The organism is uncultured Ruminococcus sp. (assembly GCF_937915125.1).
In the GTDB taxonomy this organism is placed as follows: Bacteria; Bacillota; Clostridia; order Oscillospirales; family Ruminococcaceae; genus Ruminococcus_C.
Map to the genome: position 1 here is coordinate 1 of NZ_CALDMP010000101.1, position 24,359 is coordinate 24,359.

General features: G+C 51.0%; 24 protein-coding genes. 19 read left to right on the forward strand and 5 right to left on the reverse strand.

Annotation, left to right across the window (positions count from 1 at the left end; translation table 11 throughout):
• A partial coding sequence (locus tag Q0418_RS10660; RefSeq protein WP_298484115.1) for a hypothetical protein occupies nt 1-231 on the reverse strand: 231 nt, incomplete at its 3' end.
• A gap of 15 nt (nt 232-246) precedes the next feature.
• Here Q0418_RS10660 and Q0418_RS10665 point away from each other — a divergent pair.
• The 4 genes from Q0418_RS10665 (at nt 247) to Q0418_RS10680 (ending at nt 4,106) form a co-directional block, all read left to right on the forward strand.
• A complete protein-coding gene (locus Q0418_RS10665) occupies nt 247-2,304 on the forward strand; it encodes a CAP domain-containing protein (RefSeq protein WP_298484116.1) in 2,058 nt (685 codons plus the stop codon).
• A 127-nt stretch (nt 2,305-2,431) separates the two neighbouring features.
• A complete protein-coding gene (locus Q0418_RS10670) occupies nt 2,432-2,941 on the forward strand; it encodes a DUF4234 domain-containing protein (protein ID WP_298484117.1) in 510 nt (169 codons plus the stop codon).
• A gap of 74 nt (nt 2,942-3,015) precedes the next feature.
• A complete protein-coding gene (locus tag Q0418_RS10675) occupies nt 3,016-3,441 on the forward strand; it encodes a DUF2752 domain-containing protein (protein WP_298484118.1) in 426 nt (141 codons plus the stop codon).
• A gap of 317 nt (nt 3,442-3,758) precedes the next feature.
• Nucleotides 3,759-4,106 carry a type II toxin-antitoxin system PemK/MazF family toxin gene (locus Q0418_RS10680; protein WP_298484119.1) on the forward strand — a complete coding sequence of 116 codons (348 nt, stop codon included), beginning with the start codon at nt 3,759-3,761 and terminating at the stop codon, nt 4,104-4,106.
• A 116-nt stretch (nt 4,107-4,222) separates the two neighbouring features.
• On the opposite strand, the gene rpsT is transcribed toward Q0418_RS10680, so the two are convergent.
• Complete coding sequence (gene rpsT / locus Q0418_RS10685) at nt 4,223-4,483, reverse strand: 30S ribosomal protein S20 (protein WP_298484120.1); 261 nt, start codon at nt 4,481-4,483, stop codon at nt 4,223-4,225.
• Between the two features lie 279 nt (nt 4,484-4,762).
• Between rpsT and gpr the strand changes: the two genes are divergently transcribed.
• Together gpr and Q0418_RS10695 are read left to right on the forward strand one after the other, a co-directional pair.
• Entirely contained in the window at nt 4,763-5,617 is an 855-nt protein-coding gene (gpr, locus tag Q0418_RS10690) for a GPR endopeptidase (RefSeq protein ID WP_298484121.1), read from the forward strand.
• A 302-nt stretch (nt 5,618-5,919) separates the two neighbouring features.
• The gene (locus tag Q0418_RS10695; RefSeq protein ID WP_298484122.1) at nt 5,920-7,326 is read left to right on the forward strand and encodes an ABC transporter substrate-binding protein; all 1,407 of its coding nucleotides are present in this window, start codon (nt 5,920-5,922) and stop codon (nt 7,324-7,326) included.
• A 369-nt stretch (nt 7,327-7,695) separates the two neighbouring features.
• On the opposite strand, the gene Q0418_RS10700 is transcribed toward Q0418_RS10695, so the two are convergent.
• The 3 genes from Q0418_RS10700 to Q0418_RS10710 all read right to left on the reverse strand — a co-directional run bounded on the left by Q0418_RS10700 (nt 7,696) and on the right by Q0418_RS10710 (nt 11,817).
• Nucleotides 7,696-9,504, reverse strand: coding sequence for a S1C family serine protease (locus Q0418_RS10700; protein WP_298484123.1), 1,809 nt, complete (start codon nt 9,502-9,504; stop codon nt 7,696-7,698).
• Nucleotides 9,505-9,601: 97 nt separating this feature from the next.
• On the reverse strand, nt 9,602-11,113 hold the full coding sequence (locus Q0418_RS10705; protein WP_298484124.1) for a cell wall metabolism sensor histidine kinase WalK: 1,512 nt from the start codon (nt 11,111-11,113) through the stop codon (nt 9,602-9,604).
• Nucleotides 11,114-11,118: 5 nt separating this feature from the next.
• The gene (locus tag Q0418_RS10710; protein ID WP_298484125.1) at nt 11,119-11,817 is read right to left on the reverse strand and encodes a response regulator transcription factor; all 699 of its coding nucleotides are present in this window, start codon (nt 11,815-11,817) and stop codon (nt 11,119-11,121) included.
• A 491-nt stretch (nt 11,818-12,308) separates the two neighbouring features.
• Here Q0418_RS10710 and Q0418_RS10715 point away from each other — a divergent pair, with 491 nt between their 5' ends.
• From Q0418_RS10715 to thrS, 13 genes are all read left to right on the forward strand, one after another.
• On the forward strand, nt 12,309-12,602 hold the full coding sequence (locus Q0418_RS10715) for a co-chaperone GroES (RefSeq protein ID WP_298484126.1): 294 nt from the start codon (nt 12,309-12,311) through the stop codon (nt 12,600-12,602).
• 37 nt (nt 12,603-12,639) lie between these two features.
• Nucleotides 12,640-14,268 (forward strand): chaperonin GroEL, encoded by a 1,629-nt coding sequence (gene groL, locus Q0418_RS10720; RefSeq protein ID WP_298484127.1) that lies wholly within the window; start codon nt 12,640-12,642, stop codon nt 14,266-14,268.
• 466 nt (nt 14,269-14,734) lie between these two features.
• Nucleotides 14,735-15,067 (forward strand): helix-turn-helix transcriptional regulator, encoded by a 333-nt coding sequence (locus Q0418_RS10725; protein WP_298484128.1) that lies wholly within the window; start codon nt 14,735-14,737, stop codon nt 15,065-15,067.
• A gap of 125 nt (nt 15,068-15,192) precedes the next feature.
• Nucleotides 15,193-15,363 carry a DUF362 domain-containing protein gene (locus Q0418_RS10730; protein ID WP_295218511.1) on the forward strand — a complete coding sequence of 57 codons (171 nt, stop codon included), beginning with the start codon at nt 15,193-15,195 and terminating at the stop codon, nt 15,361-15,363.
• A 152-nt stretch (nt 15,364-15,515) separates the two neighbouring features.
• Nucleotides 15,516-16,139: a DUF4352 domain-containing protein gene (locus Q0418_RS10735; RefSeq protein WP_298484129.1), complete on the forward strand. Its 624-nt coding sequence runs from the start codon at nt 15,516-15,518 to the stop codon at nt 16,137-16,139.
• A 215-nt stretch (nt 16,140-16,354) separates the two neighbouring features.
• Nucleotides 16,355-16,594: a hypothetical protein gene (locus tag Q0418_RS10740; RefSeq protein ID WP_298484130.1), complete on the forward strand. Its 240-nt coding sequence runs from the start codon at nt 16,355-16,357 to the stop codon at nt 16,592-16,594.
• Nucleotides 16,591-16,866 carry a sigma-70 family RNA polymerase sigma factor gene (locus tag Q0418_RS10745; RefSeq protein ID WP_298484131.1) on the forward strand — a complete coding sequence of 92 codons (276 nt, stop codon included), beginning with the start codon at nt 16,591-16,593 and terminating at the stop codon, nt 16,864-16,866. Before Q0418_RS10740 ends, Q0418_RS10745 begins: the two co-directional genes overlap by 4 nt.
• A 139-nt stretch (nt 16,867-17,005) precedes the next feature.
• A complete protein-coding gene (locus tag Q0418_RS10750) occupies nt 17,006-18,334 on the forward strand; it encodes an aminotransferase class I/II-fold pyridoxal phosphate-dependent enzyme (RefSeq protein WP_298484132.1) in 1,329 nt (442 codons plus the stop codon).
• A gap of 64 nt (nt 18,335-18,398) precedes the next feature.
• Nucleotides 18,399-19,364 carry an ATP-binding protein gene (locus Q0418_RS10755; RefSeq protein WP_298484133.1) on the forward strand — a complete coding sequence of 322 codons (966 nt, stop codon included), beginning with the start codon at nt 18,399-18,401 and terminating at the stop codon, nt 19,362-19,364.
• 124 nt (nt 19,365-19,488) lie between these two features.
• A complete protein-coding gene (locus Q0418_RS10760; protein ID WP_298484134.1) occupies nt 19,489-20,355 on the forward strand; it encodes a stage 0 sporulation family protein in 867 nt (288 codons plus the stop codon).
• A gap of 36 nt (nt 20,356-20,391) precedes the next feature.
• Nucleotides 20,392-21,237 carry an N-acetylmuramoyl-L-alanine amidase gene (locus tag Q0418_RS10765; protein WP_298484135.1) on the forward strand — a complete coding sequence of 282 codons (846 nt, stop codon included), beginning with the start codon at nt 20,392-20,394 and terminating at the stop codon, nt 21,235-21,237.
• Entirely contained in the window at nt 21,203-21,841 is a 639-nt protein-coding gene (locus Q0418_RS10770) for an epoxyqueuosine reductase QueH (protein WP_298484136.1), read from the forward strand. Before Q0418_RS10765 ends, Q0418_RS10770 begins: the two co-directional genes overlap by 35 nt.
• Before the next feature lie 433 nt (nt 21,842-22,274).
• A complete protein-coding gene (gene thrS / locus Q0418_RS10775) occupies nt 22,275-24,221 on the forward strand; it encodes a threonine--tRNA ligase (protein WP_298484137.1) in 1,947 nt (648 codons plus the stop codon).
• The last annotated feature ends 138 nt before the right edge of the window (nt 24,222-24,359 follow it).

Below are 24,359 nucleotides of genomic sequence, written 5' to 3' on the forward strand. Positions count from 1 at the left end.
TGACGAAAAATCTGACGGCGCATCTGACGCACAATCTTTGTGCGGTATTGCCTTTATTTTTGCAGATGGAAAATATTTTCTGAGAGGATCATGCAATGCACGGAAACACTCTGTGCGGAACGGTTCAAAAAATCGTCTTTCAGTCATTTTTGGGCGAAATTTGTGCAAAATGGCAATTGCTTTACGAGGGAAAATATGGTATACTGTTTGAAAGGAAATGATATCTCTCATCGAAAGGAGTATCTCATGAAACATTTTATGACAAAAATTGCCGCTTGTATGACAGCTGCTCTCATGGCATTCTGTATTTGCATCCATATTCCGCCGTGCGCTATGCCGGCTGCGGCAATGTCTACCAGTCAGACCGATGAAGACCTGCAATTCTATGCCGATCAGGTGGTTGCTCTGGTCAATATGGAACGTGCTGCAGAGGGGCTGGATCCGCTCTATGCCGTACCAGTTCTGAATGAGGCGGCTGCTGTCCGGGCAGAGGAGTGCACGGAACTGTTCGATCACACCCGACCGGATGGATCACGGTGCTTCACCGTTCTGGGGGAATACGGCGTATCCTATATGAGTGCCGGGGAAAATATTGCCCAGGGATATACGTCTCCGGAAAAAGTGGTGAATGGCTGGATGAATTCAGACGGACACCGGGCAAATATTCTGGACGACAGTTATGACTGCATCGGTGTGGGCGTTGCAAACGATGGCGGTGTACTCAACTGGACCCAGCTTTTTGTGGGGGATAGCAATGTCACCGGGAAATATATGCCGGAGTATCAGGATACCGCAGTGACAACAACGACAGCGATAACAACGACTACCACAACGACAACTACGACCACTACCACTACAACGACAAAGCTTTCAACCACTTGGCGCGATACAACAACATCCATGACCACAACGGCGCCGACCATGCCGGCAACAACTACCACGACAGAACCTGTGCAGGTCGAGGTTGACTACTATCCGTCTTATCTTTATGTCGGGGAAACAGATTACATATCAGCCCATTGGACTGGCGGAGGATATAGCGGCTGGCAGTCTTGCATCTTTTATTCGTCGAATGAAAGCGTTTTGGAAGTTGATTTTATGACAGGAGAATTGACCGCGGTTGCACCAGGAGCAGCATGGATAGACGCTTGTGGTCCAGGGGATAGTCGATCGGTTTATATTGAAGTACTCGAGCTGCCAAAAGAAACCACTACTACACCCATGATAACAACCACGACAACCACTACCACCACTACTTATAATGAAATATATCCGGAATTTGAAGAGATCTACTATCCGTCTTCTCTTTATGTAGGAGAAACCGGGCAGATTACTCCATACGTATTGTATGATGGCGAATACTGTCCTACTGAATTGTTATGGCTGACATTCACCTCGGATGATGAAAGTGTACTGGAGGTTGATTACTCCACAGGTAAAGTGAGAGGAATTGCACCGGGTTATGCTACTGTTACGATTGGCGCTGTGTATGGTGGATTAGGTAGTATAGAAGAGATTGTCATAGAAGTGCTGGAAGAACCGACTGCAACAGAAATCAGCACTACAACTGCGATGACATCTGTAACGACAACGACAGCGACAACTTCTGTTACGACCACCACCACAGATGATTCTTCCTATGATATCATTGCAGAGATCGGTACAATTTCTCTCACGCTGGACGAGCTGAAGGCGGTGGACTATGAGGTACAGATACCGATATTCCTGAATAAGAACAACGGCTTTTCAGATCTGAGTTTTGGGATATCCTATGATCCGGACAGACTGGCGCTAACAAAATGCGCGAACCGATCTCCTTCGCTGTTCATGGCGCCTGCCATCACAGAAGGATTCGCTTGGATTTCTTCTATCAGCCAGGAAACAGAACTGTCTGCCGGTATTCTGGATTATACGGGTTCTGATTTTTGCCTGCTGACGGTTCATGTGACAGAGGATGCAAAACCGGGAGATGTTTTCCCGCTGACAATGGAATACGTGGGAAAAGATGGAAAAACTATTGCCGAAGCAAATAATATTGCCGGAAATGAGCTGCTTCTTTCTCTGATCAGCGGTTCGATCCAGATCGCAGGCGATAGTTCCTGCGGCGATGTAGACCTGGACGGCAGAATTTCCCTGACGGATGTCATTTTGTTGAATCATAAGATCGCCGGTGCAGTACAGTTCAACGATCTCCAGCTTCAGGTGGCAGATTGCTGTCAGGATGGTGAAGTGAATGTGGATGACGCTCTGACACTTCTGAAATTTCTGGTGCGCCTGATTTGGATCATTCCTGTATCAGAGTGACGAAAAATCAAATATTTTCTTATGAAATTGTGCGTTTCTATTGACAGAAACAAGCAGATATGCTATAATAAGCATACAACATATTGTGGCTGAATTCGGCCAAATTCGAAAAATAAGGAGAATACTTATGATTTGTCCAAATTGCGGAAGCAACAATCCAGATGATGCGGCTTTCTGCCCCAACTGCGGTGCAACAGCACAGAACAATACAGCAAACAATGCTGCAGCGGGAAATGCAGTACCGCCCCAGACACCGCCTCAGTTCACCGGAACACCCATTCCGCCCGGCGGCAGCGGCATTCAGCAGCGGAATCTTGCACTGTGCATCATTCTTTCCATTGTCACCTGCGGTATCTACGGTCTGTACTGGATCTACACCATTACAGAGGATACCAACCGTGTGACCGGTAATCCCAATGCAACTTCCGGCGGCATTGTCATCCTGCTGGGAATCGTGACATGCGGCATCTACATGTGGTACTGGATGTATAAGGAAGGCGAATATCTGGATCAGGCGAAAACCGCACGGGGCATTCCTTCCAGCAATTCGGGAATCCTCTATCTGATTCTTTCCATTGTTGGACTGGGAATCGTTTCCTATGCGCTCATTCAGAATGAACTGAATAATCTGGCATAAGTCTTTTGGGTATTTGTAATGAAAAAGGGGCTGTACGATTGGTACAGTCCCTTTTGTGATAATTGGGAGGAACTATGGAAAAAAGCCGCTTTGCTTCATATTTCCGGCAGTATCGGAAGCAGCTGAAAACTGCCGGGATCGTGGCTGCGCTGGGGCTGGGGTATTATATTCTGACTCGGCTGACGCCATTCCGGATTCCATGTGTGTTTCAGAAGATCACAGGGCTTGCTTGTCCCGGCTGTGGGGTGACCCATTTCTGTATGCGCTTGTTACAGCTGGATTTTTCCGGTGCAGCAAGAGAAAATTTGGTGCTGGCAGTGCTGCTGCCGATCTGGATGGGAGCGCTTCTCATCCGGGTGATATGGCATCCCAGGTGGCTGCAAAAAAACAGCTGTGGGGAAAAAATACTGCTCTGGGGCAGTATTGTGGTGCTTCTGGTGTTCGGTGTGGTGCGTAATCTGCCGGGTATGGAATTTTTGCTGCCGTCTTATCGGCGGTAGGCAATGAATTTTTTTGATCCAGCAATTTTTCAAAAATGCTGGCGAGGTCCAGGGCGAGGGCTCCACGAGCCCGTCCCGCTTTGTGAAACCTTTTCAACAAGTAAAACCTTGCAAACATTCCGGTGGAATGTTTCCAATGGAAATCACTTTTATATGCTTTTGCATACAGGAACGCACTTTTCCCTCCAGGAATATGATGGAACAAAGGCCGGATGCGTTTAAAATGTCCGGGAACGGGCATACTAACAGCGAACCGGCAAACCGTGGTACAGCCGGCGTTGAATTACGGATACCATCATGGATAAGGAGGGATTCCCATGCTGGTCAAGCGTGGCGAAATTTATTATGCAGATTTAAGCCCGGTTGTGGGCTCGGAACAGGGCGGCGTCCGACCGGTACTTATTGTGCAGAATGACATCGGAAACCGGCACAGTCCCACTGTCATCGCAGCGGCGATCACTAGCCGGAAGGATAAAGCGAAGCTGCCCACCCATATCGACGTCCAGGCGGCGACCTGCGGTCTGACAAAGGACAGCGTGGTGCTGCTGGAACAGATCCGCACCCTGGATAAACGGCGGCTGAAAGATCGTATGGGCGAACTGGATGAACCGTCTATGACAAGGGTAGATCACGCCTTGCAGGTGAGCTTCGGCTTGCCGTTGTAAACAAATCCATGCAAAATCGGGCGGATAATATCCGCCCCTACATTTTTATTGCACAAAAAGAGCGCACACCAGATGGTATGCGCTCTGATTTGTTGTTATGGCTTTGGCAGTAAAACTTAGCCAGCTGCGTTCAGCTTCTTCGCCAGCTGAGACTTCTTTCGGGCAGCAGCGTTCTTGTGCATCAGACCCTTTGCGCAAGCCTGGTCTACACGCTTGATTGCTGCGCGTACTGCAGCTTCTTTGTCAGCAGCGTTTGCTGCACATGCAGCGTCAGCCTTCTTAATCATGGTCTTCAGGTTGGACTTGCGAGCCTTGTTAGCAGCAGTCTTTGTAGCGCTTACCTTTACACGCTTCTTTGCAGAACGAATATTCGGCATAGTTAAAATCTCCTTTTCAAATAGTATGGTCGGAATTTCCTCGAATAACCGGAAAGTTGTCGTCATACACTAAAAACAGCATTGACACGGTACCGTTTTTAGCTGGAAAAATTCCCTTGCAAATGGAACGACCAAATGCTGGTGCTCTCCGGGAGAACACCGTGACTAAGCTTTATTATACCACAGAACACGCCGAAATGCAATAGGTATTTTCGAGGAAGCCGACAATATTTTGGCGTGAAAAGCCAGCAGATTGCACAAAAACCAGGAGGAATACACATGGATTCAATTCGTACTGACCTTGCCGTAGAGCGCACCGCCGCTGCACCGGAGTTGCCTGGCGTGACACAAGAAACACGTGGAAAAGCCTTTTCCGTCACAGAGATCTGCATCAAGAACGACACCTGCGGCGCACCCATCGGAAAGCCAGCAGGCCGCTATGTGACATTAGAGGCAGAGGCACTCTCACGGAACAGTGCCCAGTATGAGGAAATGGCGGAGGAGCTTGCCGCTGAACTGGAGCGCTTTTTGCCGAAAGAGGGATGCGTTTTCGTCGCTGGGTTGGGAAATCGTGCCATTACGCCGGATGCACTGGGACCCCGTGTGGCATCAAAAGTGTTGGCAACACGTCATTTGCGCACGGCACTCAGCAAGGAAGAATTGGAGTATCTGCCGGAACTGCGTCCGGTATGCGTCCTTGCCGGGGGCGTTTTGGGGCAGACTGGTATGGAATCGGCGGAACTTCTGGAGGCGGTTTGCCATCAGGTACAGCCGGCAGCAGTTGTGGCAGTGGATGCACTGGCATGTGCGGAGTTGTCCCGGCTGGGGACGACCATTCAGATGAGCGACAGCGGTATTTCTCCGGGCAGCGGTGTGGCAAATCATCGTGCGGAATTGTCGAAGCGCACATTGGGCGTGCCGGTAGTGGCACTGGGTGTGCCGACAGTGGTGGATCTGCACACGGCAGTGCAGGGGATCTACGGCAAGAGCGTGCCCAAAAATCGTCCCAATATGATGGTGACGCCCAGGGATGTGGACAGGCTCATTGATCATGCCGGGGATCTGCTGGCGTGCTCGCTGAATATGGCATTGCATCCAGGCATGACCTTTGCGCAAGCGGAAGGCTTAGGATAAAAAACGTAGCATCGAAGAATATTCTCCATCCATTTTCTAAAAGGCAGCTTGGCAATGAAGTTTTTTGAGCCGGTAAATTTTCAAAAATGCTGGCGAGATCCAGGCGAAGAGCCATGGTGGGGCAAGGGGCTTCGCCACCTGCGGCGGTATGGATTTATACGTTATCTCCTTGAGAATTCCTGTTTCCTTGTGAATATTCACGGAAACTGTCTTGAAATCTCGTGCAATTTGTGACTTGCACTGACACTTGAAAATATGCTATAATAATTGTGTACGTTTGCAGAAAGGAGTTGGTGTGATTCATGAAAAAATATGCAAGAATTGCGCTGAGTTGTTTGCTCGCCGTTGTACTGTCTGCGCCTCTGGCTGCTTGCGGTTCGGGAAAAGAAGCGGATAAAACCCCGAAAAAGGACATGTCCGCTACCACTCGTGAGGAACTGGCAGAACTGGCGAAGTCAGACGAACGTCTGACAGGCGAACTGGAAAATAAAACCATCAAGTGGATGTCCGACTGGGATATCAATTCTGACGACTCGGGAAAAACGACGCCCATTGAATTGGCGGTTTTCCAGGAACGCTACGGCGGTGAGATCGAGTGGTATCAGACCACCTATGGCGCACGCTATGATAACCTGGCAAATTCCATCAATAGTGACGAGGGTGTGGATTTCTTCTACGGCGGAAACTGGGACGCATTCCCTAAGGGTGCTGTCCGTGGTATGTTTGTGCCCTATGACGATTATATTGACCTGGATTCTGAACTGTGGGCAGATGTCAAGGACGCCAACGATGCTATGATCTGGGATGGCAATCACTACATGGCTATCGTTGAAGTTACCGGTGATAACTGTGCTGTCATCTATAACCGCAAGACCATGGATGAAAACGGTCTGGACGATCCGGCAGAACTGTTTGAAAAAGGCGAGTGGACATGGGATGCCTTTGAGGATATGCTGGAGGAATTCGTAGATACTTCCGAAGAGCGCTATGGCATCGACAGCTGGTATTTCGAATCCGGTCTGTCTGCTTCTACTGGTGTGCCGTATATCGGCATGGAGGACGGCAAGCTGGTGAATAACCTGCGCAATGAAGCCATTGAGGATTATCAGAACTGGATGTACGGACTGTGGCAGGCGGATTATATTGCCCTGGGTGTCGGCGACTATGGTTGGACGTCCCGTGATTATTACATCGGTGAGGGCAAGCTGCTGTTCTATCCCTGCGGTCTGTGGACGCTAGGCACAGAAAAGTCGCAGTGGTCCAAGACATTCGGCGAGGACGTATTCTTTGTGCCTGTGCCGAAATATGAAAAGGCGGACGAGTATTACATCCCCACCAGTGTCAATGCGTACTGCTTTGTAAAGGGCGGTCACAATCCGGAGGGTGTCGGCAAATTCCTGGATTGCTTCCGGTTCAGCAAGGTCAGCGACGGTGCACAGGAGATCAGCGACGAACAGTTTGTCAGCGACTATGAGTGGACAGACGAAATGATCGAGATGAAGAACACCATGAACGAAATGGCGCTGGAAAATCCCGTGTTCGATTTCTATAACGGTATTTCTTCCGATGTCACCGATGTTCTGGACAGCAGTGAGCATGGTGTACGTGCCGCTTCCAGAGGCGTGCCGTGGAATGAGTCTGTCAATGCGATCTATGACCAGATGCAGAACTATATTGATGAGGTCAATGAGAAGCCTACAATGGGTTAATTTCTTCTGAGTTAGAAATATCCCAAAGCTGATTGCATTGTAAACGTCCCACTGGGACGTTTACAAAATTTCAGTTACTGAAAAGGGATACAAAGGGGGAAGCGGTCTTGTTCGCTTCCCCCTCGAAAAGCTGTCGCTTTTCTCACCCCTTTTCTCTGTGGCGCAAAAGAATGCGCCGGGGTGTTTCGCCGCCTGTGGGCGGCGACCAGGGATGCTGTCCCTGGACTCTGCCAGGGCTCCTCGCCCTGGACCTCGCCAGCATTTTTGAAAAATTGCTGGATCAAAAAACTTCATTGCTTATAAGAACAGTTAAGGCAACACTGTACAAAGATTGTGCAGTGTTGCCTTGTATTTTTTGTTTCCTATGTATCAATAATTCCCGGAAGTATCCTCCATCAGCTTGCACCGGATGGTGAATTCTTCATAGGTGCCGTCCGCATGATAGCGGCGGCAGCGTGCTTCCATTTCATCTCCGGCTTTCAGGTCAGCAATGGCGGCGCACAGTCCATCGTAATCGCTGACGGCTTCTCCCTGTACAGAGAGAATGACATCGTTGGGCTGCAATTCTGTGTTGGCAATGTCACAGTCCGAAGCGATTTCCGTGACCCAGATGCCGCTGAGATCATCGGGGATGTCTTCCATGCCGATTTCCTTTGCAAAACCAAGCTGTACCTGTTCGATTTCCAGGGAAATGAAGGTGATGCCTACACGGACACGGTCGGAGACGTACCCGTTTTTAATGAGATCTTCTACAATGGGGAGTACCTCGTTGATGGTAATGGCAAAGCCCAGTCCTTCATAGCTGGAGCTGACATATTTGGAGGAGGTGATGCCGATGACCTGACCATACATGTTCACCAGTGCACCGCCGGAATTGCCCGGGCTGATGGCAGCATTGGTCTGGATGCAGTTCATGTCAAAGCCGGTTGCATCGGAACGAATCTGGCGGTTCAGACCGGAGACAATGCCGTTTGTCACAGAGCCGGCGAGCCCTGCCGGATTGCCGATAGCGACAACGGCTTCGCCCAGAACCACCTCATCGGAATTGCCCATGGTTGCTGCCGGGAGACCAGCTGCTTTAATTTGAATGACAGCAAGGTCTGTCTTGGCATCACTGCCAACGACCTTTGCGGCATATTCCTTTTCGTCCGAAGTAACGACACGGAAAGATTTTCCGTTTGTCAGTACATGGGCATTGGTGATGATATATCCGTCCTCGGAGAGAATGATCCCGGAGCCTGTGCCGCTGAGCAGTGTACGATTGGCGTCGCCGTAGGTGTAGATCTCCACAATGGAAGGCCGGACGGCAGCTGCTACGCCTTCTACCGTATAAGCGCCGTTTTCATCCACATTTTCTGCGGAAGTATCCAGATCAGGCTTTTCCTGCTGCTGGATCACGACCTTTGCGCCGGATTCCGTGTCCGTTGTCTCCGTCTGGCTGGTGGTCTGTACAGCGTTGGTGTCGCCCCGGCGGAATGCCACGACGTCACTGCCGATGCAGTATAGCAGCAGTGCTGCGATGAGTCCGGCAACGATCTTCAGCCAGAATGCGGCACGTTTGTCCTTTTGTTCTGCTGTCATAGGCGGCTTTACTGGTGCCTGAGGAGGCACCTGGGGGGGTATCTGCCAGTTTCTGTAGTGGGGCTGCTGGTTCTGATACCAGTTCATAGACCCCTGGGGTTGAGCCCCCCAGCCATGTACAGGCTGCTCCATATTGGGCTGGGACGGTATGGGATTCTGTGGCGGAACACCCCCCTGCGCCGGTTGTTGAAACTGCGGTGGCACAGGAGTATGGGGTGGAACAAAACCCGGATTCGGCTGCTGAAACTGCGGCGGCACAGGAGTATGGGGTGGAACAAAACCCGGATTCGGCTGTTGAAACTGCGGCGGTACCGGATTCCGGGGCGGAACATAGCCTGGAATCGGCTGCTGCACCTGGGGTGCCGCTGGCTTTTGCGGCGGTATATATCCAGCTGTCGGCGGCTGGGCTGCCGGTGGGGTCTGCTGGGGGATGATATGACTGGGTGCAGTCCCCTGTGGGGGCGTTACTGCCGCAGGGGTTGCCCCAGAATTCGGCAGTGTATCTGTCGACCACTTGCGCTGGGGCGGTACTTCCGGCGGCACGGCGGTCTGGGGCGGCTCTGGCTGGGTCAATGGTTTCTGTTCTTCTTCCTGCATCTGGCAGACGCTCCTTTCGGTTGGAAATGGAAAAACGGACAGAGCCGGCACCTTTCTGCCGGAATACCGTCCGCTTTTGAAGATATACTATACTGTTTTATCCTTGACTATCGGTCTCATCCTCTTCCGGCAGTTCCACATGGGGCAGACGTACTTCAAATTCCGTGTACGCATGCTCTTCACTGCGCACCAGGATCTGGGCATGGTGAAGATGGATGATACGCCGGGTGATGTCCAGCCCCAGTCCCAGCCCGGTTTTGTCCTGGCTGCGGGAAAAGTCGGATTTATAGAATCGCTCGAAAATTTTCGGCAGTTCTTCCTTGGAGATGCCGTTTCCGGTATTGCGAATGGCAAACACCCACTCGCTGTCCGTGTCGGCAAAGGTAAAGGTGATCGTACCCCCATCGTTGACGAATTTCACGGCATTTTCCACCAGGTTATAAATCACCTGACTCATGAGATCCGGGTCGGCACAGGCACGCACCGGCGGACTGTCAAGACCCTCGATGGTGATGTTCCGCTTTTCCAGGCGGTTCTCGAACATGAGCACCGTCCGGAATGCCGTATCATTCAGTGTGAACATCCGGTAATTCAGCTGGATGGTGCCGGCGTCGAATTTCGTCAGATTCAGCATGGAAGTGACCAGCATTTTCAGCCGCTGGACTTCCTGAGAGATAATGGAAAGATATTCCATCCGCTTGTTCTTGGCAACTGTGCCGTCCAGTATGCCCTCCACAAAGCCGCTGATAATGGTCATAGGCGTCCGCAGCTCGTGGGAGACATTGGACACAAACTGGCGGCTGGATTCTTCTGCACGCTGTGCCTGACTGCTGAGTGTCTCCGCCAGTATGGCAACTTCCTCAAACTCTGTCCCCGCATATTGTTCCGGCGAAAGGGGCTGGCTGTAGTCGCCCTGAACATACAGTTTCATCGATGCTGCCAGCCGATCCAGATGTCTGGATTTGCTGCGGATGGAGTATAAAAACACCACTGCCGAAACGAGAAGCAGTCCCAGTACCAGACAGACCGCCAGAACCAATACATCGGAAGTATAGGCATTCAGCGGGCGAGTGTATGAACTGGAAAACATATAGTAGGTGTTTGTTTCCCCGTCTTCTGTCAGTGTCAGAGTCGTGCCCCGGCAGAGCATAGGCTCTGCAATGGAACGGTCAAACTTTCCTGCGGCATGGTCCGTCAGGTAGGAGCCTTCTTTTTCCATAACACGCCGCATCTCGGTATTGAGCGTTAGATCATCTGCCTGTTGTCCGGTATTCTGGCTGCAAAGGATGCACTGTCCTTCTACGTCGAAGAGATAGACGAAGAAGTTCAGCTGTCCGGCGATCTTATTGACCTGAGTGGGAATATAGTACTGGAGCATATTTTCGTTGGGGAATTCCCGGTTATGGGTCATAATATCGCTGGTCAGGATATCACAGCCACGCAGTGCATTGTTGTAATAATCCCGTTTATAGCGGCTGATGGCATAGCCCAGGGTCACCGAGACCGTTACGACCAGCAGGACTGTCACCAGCAGCATACGGATGAAAAACGTTCGTTGGATCCGTCTCCGGCGTGCCCGCTGGACTTGAGTGGTTTCTGGTGCTTCCACGGGGCTTATTCGTCCTCTTCGGACTCGAACTTATAGCCCACGCCCCAAACGGTTTTCAGAGACCACTTGTCAGAAACACCTTCTAGCTTTTCACGCAGACGCTTGATGTGTACGTCAATGGTACGGGAGTCGCCGTAGTACTCAAAGCCCCATACCTCGTCCAGAAGCTGGTCACGAGTGTATACACGGTTCGGGTTGGATGCCAGATAGAACAGCAGTTCCAGTTCTTTTGGTGGTGTGTCAACGACCTTGCCGTCTACACGCAGCTCATAGCGGGTCATGTTAACGGACAGCTTGTCATAACGAACTTCCTTGACCTCGGATTCTTCCGGAGAATTGCCGATTCTTCTTGCAATTGCCTTGATACGTGCAATGACTTCCTTGGTATCGAAGGGCTTTACCACATAGTCATCTGCACCCAGTTCCAGGCCCAGTACCTTATCAAACGTATCGCCCTTTGCGGTGATCATGATGATCGGCACGCTGGACTTTTTGCGTACTTCACGACATACCTGCCAGCCGTCAACGGTGGGCAGCATCACATCCAGGAGAATAATATCCGGCTTCAGTGCGTTGAATTTTACCAGCGCCTCTTCGCCGTCATAGGACAGGATTACGCTGTATCCCTCATTTTCCAGATACATTCGCAGTACGTCACAGATATTCGGGTCATCATCCACAACAAGAACTTTTTCCAGTGCCATAATTTTCACGCCTTCCTCGTTTTATAACGTTATACATGTCTTTTCCGAACCGCCCCAAAGGAGCCGGGTTCTCAATTCCCTCCGGCAGTTTTGCAGTACAACAGCTGTCGAAACACGCCGGTTTCCTTGTAATTCCCATTATACTATAAGTATGTGTTTGATAAGTGTATATATCATGTATATTTTATGTTCTAAATGTAAAATGTGAAGAATGTAAAATGACGGCGTGTATTAGTTAGTTTATTTTTTGCCGAATCACGTGGGGATAGTCTGACTTTGCGATCTACAAAGTAAAATATTTGTGGAAGTTGTTATATTATTGCCTTTTCTGATGTGCGTGATTTGTGCATATATCTGAATTTCTCGGAAATTGCACAAAAGCCCTTGATTTTTTCTGAAAAGTTGGTAAAATAGATATTAGCACTCAGGAACAACGAGTGCTAACAGGTTCAAGAAACAAGTGATAATTTTGTATGCAGGAGGAATGAATCATGACAATGAAACCGTTGGCAGACAGAGTACTGATAAAGGTGGAAAAAGATCAGGAGGAAAAGACCGCAGGCGGTCTGGTCCTGGCAACCAAGACACCGGCTGGTGTTCCGGCAAAGGGTAAGGTCGTAGCGTGCGGCGAGGGCAAGTATGCGCCGAACGGCACTCGCGTTCCCATGCAGGTAAAGGTGGGCGACACCGTTCTGATCAGTCAGGGTGCCGGTCAGAAGATCAAGCTGGACGGCGAAGAGCTGGTTTTGGTTTATGAGAGCGAAATTCTGGGTATTGCAGAATAATTGTCCTACATTATAATGAGAAAAGGAGTTTTTGACCATGGCAAAGGATATTAAGTATAATGCAGACGCAAGAGAAGGTCTGATCACCGGTATCGACAAGCTGGCAGACACTGTAAAGATCACCCTGGGTCCGAAGGGTCGCAATGTGGTTCTGGATCGTGAATTCGGTGCACCGCTGGTAACCAATGACGGCGTTACCATTGCAAAGGACATCGAGCTGGAAGATCCCTTTGAGAACATGGGTGCACAGCTGGTTCGTGAAGTTGCAACCAAGACAAACGATGCTGCCGGCGATGGTACCACAACCGCTACGGTTCTGGCACAGTCCATTATCCATGAGGGCGTGAAGAACATTGCTGCCGGTGCAAATCCCATGGTACTGCGCAAGGGTATTGCAAAGGCTGTTGACGCTGCAGTAGACAGCATCAAGGCAAATTCCAAGCAGATCGAGGGTACTGCAGATATTGAGCGTATCGCTACCATTTCTTCCGCAGATGAGACCGTAGGCAAGCTGATCGCTGAGGCAATGGAGAAGGTTTCTACTGACGGTGTAATTACCATTGAAGAGGGCAAGACCGCTGAGACCTACAGCGAAGTAGTAGAAGGTATGCAGTTCGACCGGGGCTATATGTCTCCGTATATGGTAACAGACCGTGAGAAGATGAAGGTCGTTTATGATGATGCGCTGGTATTTATCACCGACAAGACCATCAACAACATCCAGGATATTCTGCCGCTGCTGGAGCAGATCGTAAAGATGGGCAAGAAGCTCCTGATCATTGCTGAGGACATTGAGGGCGAGGCTCTGACCACCATTATCCTGAACAACATCCGCGGCACCTTCAAGTGTGCTGCTGTGAAGGCTCCGGGCTTTGGCGACAGAAGAAAGGAAATGCTCCAGGATATCGCAATTCTGACTGGCGGTACGGTTCTGTCCTCTGATCTGGGCATGGAACTGAGCGATGCAAGCATGGATATGCTGGGTCAGGTTGGCCAGGTCGTTATCGACAAGGAAAACACCATTCTGGTAGGCGGTGCAGGTACTTCTGAGGCAATCCAGGAGAGAATCACCGAGATCAAGCACCAGATCGAAGCTTCTACTTCTGACTTCGATCGTGAGAAGATGCAGGAGCGCATCGGCAAGCTGTCCGGCGGTGTTGCTGTGATCAAGGTCGGCGCTGCGACAGAAGTTGAGATGAAGGAAAAGAAGCTGCGCATTGAGGACGCTCTGTCCGCAACAAAGGCAGCTGTAGAAGAGGGCATGGTTGCTGGCGGTGGCACTGCACTGATCAATGCGATCCCGGCAGTTGAGAAGCTGCTTCCGTCTCTGGATGGTGACGAAAAGACCGGTGCAAAGATCGTACTCCGTGCACTGGAAGCACCGCTCCGTCAGATTGCTGCAAATGCTGGTCTGGAAGGCAGCATTATTGTTGACAAGATCAGACGCAGCCGCAAGGTTGGCTATGGCTTCGACGCATACAACGAGGTTTACTGCGATATGATGAGCAGCGGCATTGTTGACCCCACAAAGGTTACCAGAAGTGCACTGCAGAATGCAGCCTCCATTGCAGCTATGGTACTGACCACAGAGAGTGCAGTGGCAAACATTCCGAAGGAAGAGCCGGCAGCTGCTGCTCCGGCAGGCGGCATGGGCGGCATGTATTAATCCGCTGTTTTGAAAATCTCCCATAGATGAAAAGCCGTATCCGGTACTCTGCCGGGTACGGCTTTTGTATGCAGTGTTGCCTTATGTTTCGATCCAATCACCCCTCCACCATTGCTGCGCAATGATCCCCCTCCCCTGAAAGGGGGAGCTGGCACGGCGTAGCCATAACTGAGGGGTTCTTTCCTATGAAAAATGATTTCCGTGGATGAATCTGTGTTTGTCTTGACAAATCTAAGAAAATGTCGTATGATAACATTAAACATTATGCATACACTTAGGGCAACACCGCACAAAGAGCGCCTATCGGCTTTGCACGTCATATGCTTGCGTATTTTCGTCATATTTTACAAAAATGCTCGTGAATACACAAAGTATTCACTGCGCTTTTTGTTTCATCTGACGAAAAATCTGACGGCGCATCTGACGCACAATCTTTGTGCGGTATTGCCTTAGCAAGGGAGGATTTATGTATACCGAACACACAGAACATAAGCCGGCAGAGCTGCCGGAGCAGATGCCGCCGGAATCGGTTCTGTCAGATGTGGCAGAGCTGTTTAAGATCTTCGGCGATCTCACACGGGTGCGGATCATTTTCGTGCTGTTCCGCCACGAAGAATGCGTCCGTGATATTGCACAGAAGCTGGACATGACCCAGTCTGCCATCTCTCACCAGCTCCGGATCCTGAAGCAGTCCCGGCTTGTCACCAGCCGGCGGGAAGGAAAAACGATTTTTTATTCCCTGGCGGATTCACATATTTCCTCCATTTTCGGACAGGCGCTGGAACATATTCAGGAATAACTCCTGCTGTCAAAAACTTTTTGAGAAACCAGGGAAAACCACTTGCTTTTTTTTTGGAAATCTGTTATAATGGGGTGTAGCAGAACAGAATGTCCTGCTGATTCGAACACGGAGGTGAATTCCAAATGGCATATAAAATTACAGACGCATGTATCAGCTGCGGTACCTGCCAGGGCGCATGTCCGGTAGACGCGATTTCTGAGGGCGCTGACAAGTATGAGATCGCAGAAGATACCTGCATCTCCTGCGGTTCCTGTGCTTCGGAATGTCCGGTAAGTGCAATTGAAGCAGACTAAGATTCAAAGGCTGTCCCGCTCCGGCATTGAGTCGGACACGGGGCAGTTTTTTTATGGCAACACCGCACAAGCTTTGTGCGGTATTGCCCTATATGATCCCGAAATAAACCGGGCGTGGCTGTCCGGACAGAGGAAAGGAATGTCAAAACCACATGAACAAAACATTTGGAAAGATGCTCAGTCTTTTTATGGGCGGCGTACTGCTGCTCACGGCGGCAGGCTGCGGAAAAAAAGAAGAAGGGCGTGTGCGTGATCTGGACGGCGAATCTGCCGCAGTGACAGAGACCACCAAAGAACCCCGCAAAGTGGAAGTAAAGACCGGCGAAGTAGGCGAAGAGGTCAGCGTGCAGGATGTACATGTCACGGTGGACAAGGCATATCTGCCTTCCTATACGTTTATGGATGATGACCAGGAGCTCGGTCTGATCTTCTTCCAGATCACCATCCAGAATGAGACGGATCGGTCTATTTCTGCCAATATGCTGTCCCGTTCCTATGCCATTGAAACGGATGGAGAGGCTTTTCCCGGCGTAACAGTACGCTGTAGCCGGTTCATTTACAGACAGTTTGGTGAGGATGCAGAGGATTTTGCGGATCCCATCGAGGCTGGCGAAACACGCCAGGGCTATATCTGTCTGGAAGTGCCGGCAGATTTTCAGGTGGCAACGCTGATGTATTTCCCTGGTGCCGGTGTGCTGGACTGGACAGAAGCGTATACTTTTGAGATTCCCAGAGCAGATATGGAACCGGCGCCTGATCCGGTTCTGCCGTTCTGATCGGGCGTGCATTCCGTGTTTCATAAGGCTGCTGCAAGATTTTTCTGCTTCTTGCAGCAGCTGTTTTGTTGAAGAGAACACCGACAATCTTTGTTTGAATTTTTTGAGAAGTTTTGTTTTTCAGAACAAGCACTTGACTTTTCCAAAACTCCCTGGTACAATCCGGTTTGAAGAGCACATGAACTCGTACATGCCGGAAAGGAGAAGTCTATTTTATGAATGCTATGTTGTATCAGTATGGTATCAGTCTGCATCTTTTGAAAAGCAGGATCGAGGAATTGCGGCAGCAGATGAAAGATTCCCGGCTTTCGCCTCTGGAGACCCAGTCGCTGGAGGCAAGACGGCGTCTGCTCAGCGAAGAAGTCCATGAGATCGAACAGGTCATGGAGACAATTCTGCCCTATTCGGATGCTGAAGCTGCGGTGGAACAGGCAGGTGACAGCTTTTGCGCATGACGAAAGATGTGTGGGATTCACTGTTGTTTTCAATGGATTCCCAAGTGGAACGCAGGGAGAAAAAACGGGTCGCCTGTCATATTGCAAAAAATATCATCGAAAATGAACTTTCTGCGAGACAAAAGCAGATTCTTGTGTTATACTATAAGGAGAAGAAAACCATGCCGGAGATCGCACATGCTCTGGGTGTGAATGTTTCTACAGTTTCCCGCACCCATCGCCGTGCCTGTGATTCCATCCGCAGCCGGCTCAGAGCGTATGATCTGTTTTAGGCATGGGAAAGAATGAGGAATGAGGCGTTAGGGCGGTGTTCGCATGTTAAGGGTGCGAACACAAAAATAAGAAATATGTATCCCCGAAGCTTATGCACTTATTCCGGTTATTCTAAGACATTCGGAGGAAAAACCACTGATGAAAACACCAGTCTACGACTTTTTATTACAATATGCAGCACAGGATCCGGTACGGATGCACATGCCCGGACACAAGGGTCGGCTGGGCGCACCGGCACTCCAACAGGCGGCAGAGTTGGATCTGACGGAGATCCCCGGTGCAGACAGCCTTTTTGAAGCGTCCGGGATCCTGGCGGAGAGCGAAGCAAATGCAGCGTCTCTCTACGGGACAGCGTATACGTTCTATTCCTGCGCCGGTTCTACCCTCTGCATCCAGACTATGCTGCTCCTCATGAAGCAGGAGGGCAGGGCTGTCATTGCGGCACGGAATGTACACCGGGCATTTTTGAATGCCTGTGTGCTGCTGGATCTGACGGTACAGTGGGTCTATCCCAGAGAGAGCGACGGCATTCTGTCGGGTACATATGCCCCGGAGGATTTCGAGGCAGTGCTGGAACAGCTCCACCGTCCGGCGTGTATTTATGTAACTTCGCCGGACTATCTGGGGCGTGTGGCGGATATCGGGGCGCTGGCGGAGATCTGCCGGAAATATCATGCCAAGCTTCTGGTGGACAATGCCCACGGTGCCCATCTGGCATTTCTGCCGTGGCAGGGGCATCCCATTCAGCTGGGTGCAGACTATTGCTGCGATTCGGCGCATAAAATGCTGTCGGGGCTGACGGGGACGGCATATCTCCACGTGCGCAGTGATATTGACACCGATGCCCAGCGGGTACGTGATGCTATGGCAATGTTTGCTTCCACCAGCCCGTCCTACCTTATGCTGGCATCTCTGGACTGGTGCAACCGGGAACTGGCTTCGCCCTTGTTCCGGGAACAGCTGTGGGAGGTCATAGAGTATGTCCAGGCGCTGAAATGCCATTTTTCGTCCCGCTATGTGTTCGTGGACGGCGATCCCTTGCACCTGACCATTGATGCAGCGGCAAGCGGATGTGCCGGAACGGAACTGGCGGCGTATCTGGAGGAAAACGGCGTTATTCCGGAATATGCGGATTTGTACAACGTGGTACTTCTCTGTTCGGCTGGAAGTACAAAGGAAGATTTCTGCCGGCTCCAACAGGCACTGGAACAGTTTACGCCGGAACAGCCGCCTGTAACGGAAAAATATGCCCTGCCTCGTCCGGAAACTGTCTGTGGTATCCGGGAGGCTGCGCTGGCACCGCAGGAGACCATTCCCATGGTGGAAAGCTTCGGCAGAATTTGCGCAGCGGTAAAGGTACCCTGTCCGCCGGCGGTGCCCATCGTGCTCAGCGGCGAACGGATCGACCAGAATTGCATTTCTGTGTGCAAAGGGTATGGCATTTCTGAAATAAATGTGGTACAATAAAAATTAGGAATGTCGGTATCGCCTGGGGCGATGGATTTGAAATAATTGGGAGAAAATAGAGATCATGTTTTATGGAAATGAACCTGTGCTGGAGACCCTGCACGGAATGCTGCGGCGGGATCGTGCCGCCCATGGTTTTCTCTTTTATGGAGAAGCCGGTTTGGGGAAAAAGACCCTTGCAAAGCGGTTTATGGCGGAAATGCTCTGCACCGGGACGGAAAAGCCCTGCGGTCAGTGCAAGTCTTGCCGGATGCTGGCAGACGGAGTGCACCCCGATGTCCGCTATGCGGAACATACGGGAAAACGGGGCGGATTTTCAGTGGATACCGTGCGGGAGATCGGCATGGATCTGGTTTCGCCGCCAAATGAGGGCAAGGCAAAATTTTATCTCTTCTGTGACTGCGATAATATGGATGCGCGCTCCCAGAATCTGCTGCTGAAAGCAGTGGAGGAACCGCCGGAATATGTGTATTTCATCTTCACGGCAGCTGCACCCACTGTGCTCCTGCCGACGGTGCGCTCCCGGATCATCTCCCTGGCTGTGACGCCAGTGACGGAACAGCAGTGTCTTCAGGCACTGACGGAGCGTGGATATGCACCGGAAGAATGCCAGGAAGCAATTGCGGCGTTTCACGGCAATATCGGACAATGTCTGAATTTTCTGGAAAAAGAGGAAATTCGCAGCATCGTTGGATTGACAAAATCCGCAATCAATAGTATAATAAATAGGAACGAATATGCGCTGCTCCAGGCGGTGGGAACTCTGGGAAAAGAACGGGAACAGGCGATGCTGTTTCTGATGCTGTTTGACCGCACCCTCCGGGATGCTATGGCGCTGAAATATGATGCCGGTGGGGCTTGTATCGGCTGCGATGCCGCCGGTGCGGCAAAGCTTTCGGAACGGCTTTCCACTGCCGCCGCCCAGACAATGCATCTGGCGGTGGACAAGGCATATGCGGCACTGGAGGCAAATGTGAATCTTCCTCTGGCACTGGCGGCACTCTGTGCGTCCTGTATGGATGCCGGTTGAAAGGCGAAGGAAAACATGTGAATAGAACGGCTGTAATCAGGGGCAACGCCCCCCACAAGCACACGTTTCAATTGCCCTGGATTGATAACATTGATTCAGCAATATGCAATAGAAAGGACAATCTATGATTGAAATTATCGGTGTTCGTTTCAAAGATAACGGCAAGATCTATTATTTTTCACCTGACGGCAATCAGGTGAAGGCAGGGGATCTGGTTATTACCGAAACGGCACGTGGTACGGAATGCGGCGAGGTCGCCATTCCCAATAAGAAAATACCCAAAACAGAAGTGACATCTCCCCTAAAGCCCATCATCCGGGTGGCGAACCGGGATGACCGGCGGATATTGGAGCTGAACCGCAAACGGGAAGCAAAGGCGTTTCAGGTCTGTCAGCAGAAGATCGCTCTTCGTGGGCTGAAAATGAATCTGGTGGATGTGGAGTGTACCTTTGACAACAGCAAGCTGCTCTTCTATTTTACCGCAGACAACCGGGTGGATTTCCGAGAACTGGTCAAGGATCTGGCGGCTGTTTTTCGCACACGTATCGAATTGCGGCAGATCGGCGTCCGGGACAAAGCGAAGATCCTGGGCGGCATGGGTATCTGCGGCAGAGAATTCTGCTGTAAGGGGCATTTGCAGGATTTCCAGCCGGTTTCTATCCGTATGGCAAAGGAACAGGGCTTGTCTCTGAATCCGTCGAAGATCTCCGGCTGCTGCGGCAGACTCATGTGCTGTCTGAAATATGAGCAGAATGTCTATGAAGAGCTTCTGCGCATTACCCCGAAGGTGGGTGCACTTGTGGCAATGGCAGACGGCACCCATGCAAAGGTCTGTGAGATTAATCCCCTTACCGGTGACCTGAAGGTCATGCCGGATAAGTCAGATGTGCCCGTAAAGGTCAACCGCAAGGATATCACGGTGCTCCGGGACGGAAAAATCAAGGTGAATCAGGCGGAACGCAAAGCGCTCAAAGCCTTGGAAGATCAATAAAATACGATTCTATCTTATGAATTGGAGGTAATTATCATGCAATCCGACAGACAGCCCACATCCCGAAAAAATGCACGCCGTGTCCGGTATGACCGGATTCTTGCTGTGCTGCTCGTCCTGATCTTGCTGATCGTGCTGCTTGTGAAATGCTGTTCCAGCTGTTCCAGCAGTAAGGAAAAGAAAAAAGACCAGGTGACGACCACAACAGCGGCTACAGAACCTACCACAGAGGAACAGAATTATTCCAATGTGGTATACCTCAGTCCGTCCAACCAGGCAGATAATGCGTTTACAGTTGGTGATACCAATGAAGCCGCAGAATGCCGCAACATTGCACAGAAAACGGCGGCGATCCTGCAGCAGTCCGGTCTGACGGTCATTGTTGCCGGGGAGAACGACAGCCTGGAGAGCAAGACTGCTATGGGTGACAATGGTCTTGCCGCTTATGTGGCGATCCACACCAACGCAGGCACCGGTGTGGGCACAGACTGCTATTACAACAGCGCTTCCGAAGCAAGCAAGGCACTGGCACAGGCAGTGTATGATCCGGTGGCTGCCCTGACACCTACGTCTGACCGTGGTCTGATGGACGGCTCTCAGAACGGTTCCGATTCCTATCAGTACGAGATCGGCGCAAACAAGAGTCCGTGTTGTCTCATCGAAGTGGAATTCCATGACGGTCCCAACGTGGCACAGTGGATTCTGGACAATGAGGACAACATTGCCAACGCCATTGCTACAGGTATCTGCAATTATCTTCAGGTGACACCGACAGGCAGTGCTGTCGGCGGTACATCTGCTGTGGGCGGTGACGCAGCTATGGCTGCTACAACAACGGTTTCCCAGAATGCCATCCAAGATCAATTATCAGCTGGAAACTGATCGGATTCTGGCGCAGTTGCCGGAGGGACGTGTGCCTGTGCTGTTTCTCCACGCCTGCTGTGCGCCGTGCAGTAGCTATGTGCTGGAATATCTGAGCCGGTATTTTGCCATTACCCTGTTCTTCTATAATCCGAATATTGCGCCGGAGGAAGAGTATCTCCACCGGAAAGCAGAACTGAAACGGTTGGTGCAGGAGATGCCTTTGGGGCATCCGGTGAAAATCGTGGATGGGGATTATTTCCCGGAACGGTTTTATGGGCTGGCGAAAGGGCTGGAACGGGAACCGGAACGTGGTTTTCGCTGTCAGAGGTGCATCCGGCATCGGCTGGAGGAGACGTTTCGGGCGGCGGCAGAACTGGAGAATACGCCGGATTTTGTGTGTACGACATTGACCATCAGCCCCCATAAGGATGCACCATTTATTAACGAAACTGGCAGGGTATTGGCGGAGCAGTATGGGGTACCATGGCTGTTTTCGGATTTCAAGAAAAAAGGCGGCTATCAGCGGTCGATTGTGCTGTCACGGGAATATGACCTGTACCGCCAGAATTTCTGCGGCTGTGTGTATAGCAAGCAGAATAGCGAAATGATTTCAAAAGACTGAAATCGGTGTAATCAAGGTCAACGTGATTATCTACTGAACTCGGTCTGCTTGTCCAGCAGAGCACACATCGCACGCCGCACAAATCCTGGAGCGAATTTTCGTGAAAATTGTCTGTTGACACAGCCAGGATTGTGTGCTATACTAATGTTTACAAAAGCGTTGACGAGAACCGCACATTCCAACGACATCCTTTTTCCAGAGAACCGCTGTCATCGGCTGAGAACAGCGGCAAAGGGAACGGCGTGTGCATACCATTCTCTGAGCCTGCCCAATCCGCAGCGGTTTGTCCCCGTTATCCGACACCACGAGGTGTGCATTTTCGCAATGCGCATGAACAAGGGTGGAACCACGAGAAATAGATTTTCATCGTCCCTTGCACAGTCCTTCCGCTGTGTGAGGGACTTCGTATTTTTTTGATGAAAGGAAGATTCACATGATTCAACTGACACTGAAAGACGGCAGCATCCGGGAGCTGGAAGCACCGCAGGCTGCGGCAGAGGTCATCAAGGGCATCGGCATGGGGCTGTATAAGGCATCCTGCTGCGTCAAGATCGACGGCGAGGTATGCGATCTGCGTACGGTTATCGATCACGACTGTACTTTTGAGGTAATGACCTTCGACAGCGAAGCGGGTAAAAAGACCTTCTGGCATACGGCTTCTCACGTGCTGGCACAGGCAGTAAAGCACCTATATCCTGAGGCGAAGCTTGCCATCGGTCCGGCAATCGATGAGGGATTTTACTATGACTTCGATCTGGAACACCCGTTCACCCAGGATGAGTTGACAAAGATCGAAGCGGAAATGAAGAAGATCATCAAGGCAAATGAATCCCTGGAGCAGTTCTACCTGTCCCCGGAGGAGGCAATTGCAAAGCTGAAAGAAATGAACGAGCCGTACAAGGTGGAACTGTGCGAAGAGCACGCCGAAAAGGGCGAGCCGATCTCCTTCTACAAGCAGGGCGATTTCACAGACCTGTGCGCCGGCCCGCACCTGATGTCTACAGGTACCATCAAGGCATTCAAACTGCTGTCCTGCACCGGTGCATACTGGAGAGGCTCCGAAAGGAACAAGATGCTGTCCCGTGTGTATGCCGTTGCATTCCCCAAGGCTGCCATGCTGGAAGAACATCTGAATAAGCTGGAAGAGGCAAAGAAGCGTGACCACAACAAGCTGGGACGGGAACTGGAATATTTCACCACCGTTGATACCATCGGTCAGGGTCTGCCTGTCCTGCTGCCAAAGGGCGCAAGAGTGATTCAGCTGCTCCAGCGCTGGGTTGAGGATACAGAACAGAAGCACGGCTATCTGCTGACCAAGACACCCCTGTTCGCAAAGCGGGAATTCTATAAGATCTCCGGTCACTGGGATCACTATCTGGACGGCATGTTCATTCTGGGCGATCCCTATGACGAGACAAAGGAATGCTTCGCTTTGCGTCCTATGACATGTCCTTTCCAGTATCAGGTATTCCTGAACCGTCAGCGCTCCTATCGTGACCTGCCTATGCGTCTGGGTGAAACTTCCACCCTGTTCCGGAAAGAGGACTCCGGCGAGATGCACGGTCTGATTCGTGTGCGTCAGTTCACTATTTCCGAGGGACATCTGGTACTCCGTCCGGATCAGCTGGAGGAGGAATTCAAGGGCTGTCTGGAACTGGCAAAGTATATGCTGGATACCGTTGGTATGCTGGAGGACTGCACATTCCGTTTCTCCCAGTGGGATCCGGCAAACCCCAACAACAAGTATGAGGGTACTGCGGAACAGTGGGAAGAGGCACAGCGAATCATGGGTCAGATCCTGGATCACCTGGGCGTGGATTATACCATTGGTATTGACGAAGCTGCATTCTATGGCCCGAAGCTGGATATTCAGTATAAGAATGTATTCGGCAAGGAGGATACCATTGTTACCATCCAGATCGATATGCTCCTGGCAGAGCGCTTCGGCATGTACTATAAGGACAAGGATGGTCAGAAGAAATTGCCGTACATCATCCACCGTACATCCCTGGGCTGCTATGAGCGCACACTGGCATATATGATCGAACATTTTGGCGGTGCATTGCCTCTGTGGCTGTCACCGGAACAGGTTCGTCTGGTGCCCATTGCAGACCGTCATCTGGACTTCGCCTATGAAGTCAAGGCACAGCTGGAGGCAGCTGGTCTGCGTGTGGAAGTGGACAGCCGTGCGGAAAAGGTTGGCTATAAGATCCGCCAGGCAACGCTGGAGAAGGTACCGTATATGCTGACCATTGGTGATAAGGAATGTGAGGAAAAGACCGTTGCTGTTCGTATGCGCACCGGTGAGGACTGCGGCAGCATGAGTGTCGCTGACCTGGTGGCAAGACTGACAGAAGAAGTCGAAACCAAGAAAAAATAAGGATTTGCGAATCTTCGAAAAATGAGAAACGATGCAGACTGTGCACAAGTACAGCTGCATCGTTTTTTGTGGTCAGGGCAGTGTTACGGCAACACCGCACAAAGAGCGCCTGACGGCTTTGCACGTCATATGCTTGCA